This window comes from Myxococcota bacterium, from assembly GCA_035498015.1.
In the GTDB taxonomy this organism is placed as follows: domain Bacteria; phylum Myxococcota_A; class UBA9160; order SZUA-336; family SZUA-336; genus VGRW01.
Genome location: DATKAO010000091.1, coordinates 1 through 5,826 on the forward strand (window position 1 = coordinate 1; position 5,826 = coordinate 5,826).

Below are 5,826 nucleotides of genomic sequence, written 5' to 3' on the forward strand. Positions count from 1 at the left end.
CGTGGGCCACGCGCTCGAGTTCGTGCAGACCGACGTGCTGGCGCGTCACCAGCGGCTGCGCGGTCGCGAGGTGCGCTTTCTCTCGGGCACGGACGACAACGCGCTGAAGAACGTGCAGTCGGCCGAGGCGGCGGGCATGGCTGTCGCCGACTTCGTGCGCGTGAACGCGCAGCGCTTCGCGGACCTGCACGACGGGCTCGATCTCTCGAACGACGACTTCATCCGCACCGCGTCGGACCCGAGACACCGGCCGGGCGTCGAGGCCATCTGGCGCGCGTGCGCCGACGCCGGCGACGTGTACACCAAGAGCTACCAGGGGCTGTACTGCGTGGGCTGCGAGCAGTTCTATCTCCCCTCGGAGCTCGTCGACGGCAAGTGTCCCGAGCACCTGACCGTGCCCACGCTGGTCTCGGAGGAGAATTACTTCTTCCGTCTCTCCCGGTACCAGGAGGCGCTGCACGACGCGATCTCGCGCGACGTGCTCCAGATCCTGCCCTCGACCCGCAAGAACGAGATCCTGCGCTTCATCGAGGGCGGGCTCGACGACTTCAGCATCTCGCGCTCGGCCGAGCGCGCGCGGGGCTGGGGCATTCCCGTGCCCGGCGATCCGGCGCAGATCATGTACGTGTGGTTCGACGCGCTCGGCAACTACATCAGCGCGCTCGGCTACGGCGGCTCGGACGAGTCACTCTACAAGCGCTTCTGGCTCGAGAACGAGGAGCGCGTGCACGTGATCGGCAAGGGCATCCTGCGCTTCCACGCCGTGTACTGGCCGGCGATGCTGCTCTCGGCCAAGCAGCCGCCCCCGCGGCGCATCCTGGTGCACGACTATCTCACCGTCGACGGCCAGAAGATTTCGAAGTCACTGGGCAACACCGCCGATCCGTTCGAGCTGGCGGCGCGCTACGGCAAGGACGCCCTGCGCTGGTGGATGCTGCGCGAGGTGCCGCAGACCGGCGACGCCGACTTCTCGGTCGCGCGCTTGATCGCCCGCGCGAACGAGGACCTGGCGAACGACCTGGGCAACCTCTTGCACCGCACCATGGCCATGCTGGTGCGCTACCGCGGCGGCGCGCTGCCGGCCGAGGGTCCGTGGGACCCCGACGCCGCGAAGCTGGAGCGCGAGCTGCCCACCGTGGGCGCGCGCATCGACGAGTGTCTCGCGGACTTCGACTTCCGCGGCGCGCTCGAGGCGGTGTGGAGCCTCGTCTCCGAGGCCAACAAGTTCATCGAGCGGCGCAAGCCCTGGGAGCTGTACAAGGCCGAGCAGGCCGGCGGCAGCCGCGCCGCGCTCGACGCCGTGTTCCACTCACTCTACGCCACGCTGCGCGCGGTCGCGCGCGAGCTCGCGCCCTTCATTCCGGGCGCGGCTTCGGAGATGTCGGCGCGGCTGGCGCGCGCCGCTACCCCCGGCGAGAAGCCGCTGTTCGCGCGAATCGAGAGCTGAGCGCGAGCAGCGCGACCACGAGCGCCAGGACCTCGGGCTCGGGCAGGGCCGCGAGCGCGAGCTGTCCGATGAAGCTGTGCACGACCGTCGTGGGGTGGATCGAGTCCCAGAACAAGTACTGGTCCGGGTTCGCGCATGTGCTCGACGACGTCTTGCAGGGATCGACCACGTCGCTGAGTCCGTAGGCGGCCGGGTTCGCGACCATGGCCTGGAACAGCGTGTACACGTCGGCGCGGTAGATCGTGATGCCGAGCGCCGAGGCCAGCGGGGCGAGCGCGGCGTCGAGCTGGGCGTTCCCATAGAGGCTGAGCAGGTTCGCCTGGGTCGGGTCCGCCCCGACTTGTGCGGCCAGCGGCAAGAGGCCCCCGTTCGGCAGGTTGGGCACCAGGAAGTACTGCGCGCCGGTGCCGGCGAGCTGAGTGATTGCGCTGGCGATGTTGATCGCCGCCTGGTTGGCGGCCGCCACCGGGTCGCCGCCGCCCAACGCCGCGGCGATGGCGTCGTTGCCGCCCGCCCAGACCGTGTAGAGCGTCGAGCTGCCCAGGTGATCGGGCGCCGCGACGAAGCCGCTCACCTGCGTGAGCAGGCCGGTGGTCGTGCCGTTCACGTTGCCGGTGCCGGAGGTGGCCCCGCCGATCGCGTAGTCCTTGGTGCTGGCCGCGGGAATCGCGAGCGAGCTCGCGAGATACTCCTCCCACACCGGGCCGTTCGAGAAGCGGCCTCCATAGCCGGGCGGCGTCGCGGGGCCGGAGCCCGTGTCCGACAGGCTGTCGCCGAACGAGATCAGTGAGTCGAACGACGCGGCGAACGCCGGCTGCCCGAACGACAGGCACAGGGTGAGTGCGACGAACGCGATGCGGCGCATGGTCTCCCTCCCGGGATGCGGATGCGGATGCGCCGCCAGTATGTCACGGGTCGGAGGGACTGCGCGAGATTTTCGAGGGGCTCCGCCCCCCGGTCAGTAGGTCCCGCCGAGCTTGGAGTGGTCCCACGAGACGATGCGCTCGGGCCGGACGCGAATCACGTAGCGCTTTTCAGCATTCTTTCGCATCGCGTCCTGGATCTGCTTCGAGGCAGCCGGGTCCTTGGGCAGGCCCTCGCCGCGGCCGCCGGCGCGCAGCAGCGTGTCCACGGCCAGCACGAAGTCGTCGACCAGCTCCGCGTTGCCGTACATGACCACGCCCTTCAGCTCGGCATACTCGCTGCCCTCCTCGCACAGGAGTGACACGCGCGGGTCGCGCTGGATGTTCTTGATCTTCTGACTCGTGCGGTAGGTGGCCATGCGGATCGCCCCGTCCGGGTCGCGCGCGAACCACATGGGCATCGGATGCGGGAACCCGCCGACGCCGTTCGAGACGATGGTCATGGTCTTCTTGGACTCGAGGAACTTCGCGACCTCGTCCGGGGTCATGGTGATCAGGCTGCGTCTGGACATGGCCCGATCTTACCGCCTCGCTTGCGGTGATTTCTCGGTGGTGCTCTCCTAGGTCGAATGCTTTCGATCGACCTCACGGGGAAGCGCGCGTTCGTCGCCGGCATCGCCGACGACTGGGGGTTCGGATTCGCGATCGCCAAGCGCCTGGCCGAGGCGGGCGCGACGGTCTGCGCAGGCACCTGGCCGCCCGCCTACGGGATCTTCACCAAGATGCTCGAGCGCGGGAAGATCGGCGATTCGCTGCGCTTCGCCTCGGGCGGAGCCCTGGCCTTCGAGCGCATATTGCCGCTCGACGCCGAGTGGGACACGCTCGCGGACGTGCCGGTCGAGGTGCGCGAGAACCGCCGCTACAAGGAGCACGACGACTTCACGATCCAGGGCGCGGCCAACCGACTCACCGCCGAGTTCGGCGAGCAGCCGCTCGACATCGTGGTGCACTCGATCGCGAACGGCTCCGAGGTGAAGAACGCGCTGCTCGACACCAGCCGCCGGGGCTATCTCTCGGCGGTGTCGGCGAGCGCCTACTCGTTCGTGTCGCTCGTGCAGCGCCTGGGGCCGCTGCTGCGGCCCCGCGGCGCGTTCCTGTCACTCACCTATCTCGCGGGCGAGCGGGTGATTCCCGGCTACGGGGGCGGCATGTCGTCGGCCAAGGCGGCGCTCGAGAGCGATACACGCACGCTGGCGTTCGAGGCCGGCCGCCGCTTCGGCGCGCGCGTGAACGCGATCTCGGCCGGGCCGTGGGCCTCGCGCGCCGCGTCGGCGATCGGCTTCATCGAGACCATGATCGACTACGCCAAGCGCAACTCGCCGCTGCCCGAGCCGATCGACGCCGACGAGGTGGGCACGACCGCCGCATTTCTGTGTAGCCCGCTCGCCAGCGGCATCACCGGCGCGACCGTGTTCGTCGACAAGGGCTATCACGCGATGGGCGTCGCGGTCGACGCCAAGTCCGCGGGAGAGCCCGCCAAGGAATGAGCGCGGGCGCCCCGCGCACGGCGTTCGTGCTCGCCGGCGGCGGCAGCCTCGGTGCGGTCGAGGTCGGCATGCTGCAGGCGCTGGTCGAGGCGCACGTGCGGCCCGACCTGATGGTCGGCTCGTCGGCGGGCGCGGTGAACGCCGCCTTCTTCGCGGGCCGACCCGATGCCGACGGCGTGCACGCGCTGCGCGGAATCTGGGCCAGCCTGCGCCCGCGCGACGTGTTCCCCTTCTCGCCGGTCGGCGGCCTGCTCGGCGCGCTCGCGCTGCGCGACCACATGGTCGACTCCGGCCCCTTCGAGAGACTGCTGACTCGCAACATGCCCTACCGGAACCTCGAAGACGCCGAGATTCCGGTGACCGTGGTGGCCGCGAACGTGCTGAACGGGCGCGAGGCGCTGCTCTCCAAGGGGAAAGCGGTCCCGGCGGTGCTCGCCAGCGCGGCCATTCCCGGCGTGTTTCCCCCGGTGAAGATCGACGGCACCTACTACTTCGACGGCAGCGTGGCGAGCAACACGCCGATCTCGGCCGCGCTCGAGCTCGGCGCCGAGCGGATCGTGGTGCTGCCCACGGGTTACTCGTGCGAGATGAAGAGCCCGCCCACCAGCGCCCTGGCCATGGCGCTGCACGGCATCAACGTGCTGGTCGCGCGCCAGCTCGTGGTCGACGTGGAGCGCTTCATGGACCACGCGCTGATCCGGGTCGTGCCCCCGCTGTGCCCGGTGAACGTGCACCCGTTCGACTTCTCGGCGGCGACCGAGCTCATGAGTCGCGCCGCCAAGACCACCCGGGCCTGGCTCGACCGCGGCGGGCTCGATCACACGGGCATTCCGTTCGAGCTTCCGCCACACTCACACGAGGTGATCTGATGCCTTTCTGGGGCTGGATCGTGGTGGGTGCGGCGCTGCTGGCGGCGGAGACGCTGGTCGACGCCCAGTTCTACTTCGTGTTTCTCGGGGCGGCCGCCATTGCCACGGGCGTGCTCGCTCTCCTGTTCGGCCCGCTCGCGCCGGCCGTGGGCTGGGCGCTGTTCGGGGTGCTCGCGATCGCGGGCACCGCGGGCTTCCGGCGGCGCGTCTATCAGCGCCTGCGCGGCGCCGCCGGCGAAGTGAGTCAGGGGACGGTCGGCGAGCTCGCGATCGCGCGCGAGGCCATTCCGCCCGGCGGCCACGGCTCGGCCGAGATGCGCGGCACCGTCTGGCAGGCGCGCAACTCGGGCGATACCGCGATTCCGGCGGGCGGGCGCGCGCTGGTCGTCGCGACTCACGGCCTGGTGCTCGAGCTGCGCAGCGAGTCGTAGAGGGGGGACCGTGGACAACGTGACCGTGATCGCCGTGCTCGCGGTGGTGCTCGTGATCGTGTTCGTGATCGCGCGCACCGCGCTCGTGGTGCCGCAGCAGAGCGCCTACGTGGTGGAAACGGTGGGGCGCTACAGTCGCACGCTGCAGGCCGGCTTCCACCTGCTCGTGCCCTTCATCGACCGGGTCTCGTACCGCCACACGCTGAAGGAACAGACCATCGACATTCCCGAGCAGGTCTGCATCACGCGCGACAACGTGCAGGTCGGCGTCGACGGCGTGCTCTATCTCCAGGTGCTCGACCCGCGCCAGGCGAGCTATGGCGTCATGAACTACGCGTTCGCCATCAGCCAGCTCGCGCAGACCACGCTGCGCAGCGAGGTGGGCAAGATCGACCTCGACCGCACGTTCGAGGAGCGCGCCGCGATCAACGCCTCGATCGTGTCCGAGCTCGACAAGGCTTCGGGCGCCTGGGGCGTGAAGGTGCTGCGCTACGAGATCAAGAAGATCATGCCCTCGCCCGAGACACTCGAGGCGATGGAGAAGCAGATGCGCGCCGAGCGCGAGAAGCGCGCCGTCGTGCTCACCTCCGAGGGCGACCGCGACGCGAAGATCAACGAGGCCGAAGGCCAGAAGCAGCGCGTGATCAAGGAGTCCGAGGCGCAGCGCCA

At 69.8% G+C, this 5,826-nt stretch carries 7 protein-coding genes; 5 read left to right on the forward strand and 2 right to left on the reverse strand.

Going from position 1 to position 5,826, the window contains the following annotated elements:
- The coding region (locus VMR86_07490; GenBank protein ID HTO06888.1) for a methionine--tRNA ligase at window positions 1–1,447 on the forward strand (1,447 nt) is incomplete at its 5' end.
- On the opposite strand, the gene VMR86_07495 is transcribed toward VMR86_07490, so the two are convergent.
- Window positions 1,404–2,312 (reverse strand): SGNH/GDSL hydrolase family protein, encoded by a 909-nt coding sequence (locus tag VMR86_07495; protein HTO06889.1) that lies wholly within the window; start codon window positions 2,310–2,312, stop codon window positions 1,404–1,406. The two genes, VMR86_07490 and VMR86_07495, sit on opposite strands and share 44 nt — an antisense overlap.
- 93 nt (window positions 2,313–2,405) lie before the next feature.
- On the reverse strand, window positions 2,406–2,882 hold the full coding sequence (locus VMR86_07500; protein HTO06890.1) for a pyridoxamine 5'-phosphate oxidase family protein: 477 nt from the start codon (window positions 2,880–2,882) through the stop codon (window positions 2,406–2,408).
- 57 nt (window positions 2,883–2,939) lie between these two features.
- Here VMR86_07500 and VMR86_07505 point away from each other — a divergent pair, with 57 nt between their 5' ends.
- The 4 genes from VMR86_07505 to VMR86_07520 all read left to right on the forward strand — a co-directional run.
- Entirely contained in the window at window positions 2,940–3,857 is a 918-nt protein-coding gene (locus tag VMR86_07505; protein ID HTO06891.1) for an enoyl-[acyl-carrier-protein] reductase, read from the forward strand.
- Entirely contained in the window at window positions 3,854–4,726 is an 873-nt protein-coding gene (locus VMR86_07510) for a patatin-like phospholipase family protein (GenBank protein HTO06892.1), read from the forward strand. The genes VMR86_07505 and VMR86_07510 overlap by 4 nt, the downstream gene beginning before the upstream one ends.
- Entirely contained in the window at window positions 4,726–5,157 is a 432-nt protein-coding gene (locus tag VMR86_07515; GenBank protein HTO06893.1) for an NfeD family protein, read from the forward strand. The genes VMR86_07510 and VMR86_07515 overlap by 1 nt, the downstream gene beginning before the upstream one ends.
- 10 nt (window positions 5,158–5,167) lie before the next feature.
- Window positions 5,168–5,826 (forward strand): paraslipin (locus tag VMR86_07520; GenBank protein ID HTO06894.1); only part of this gene is annotated, 659 nt, incomplete at its 3' end.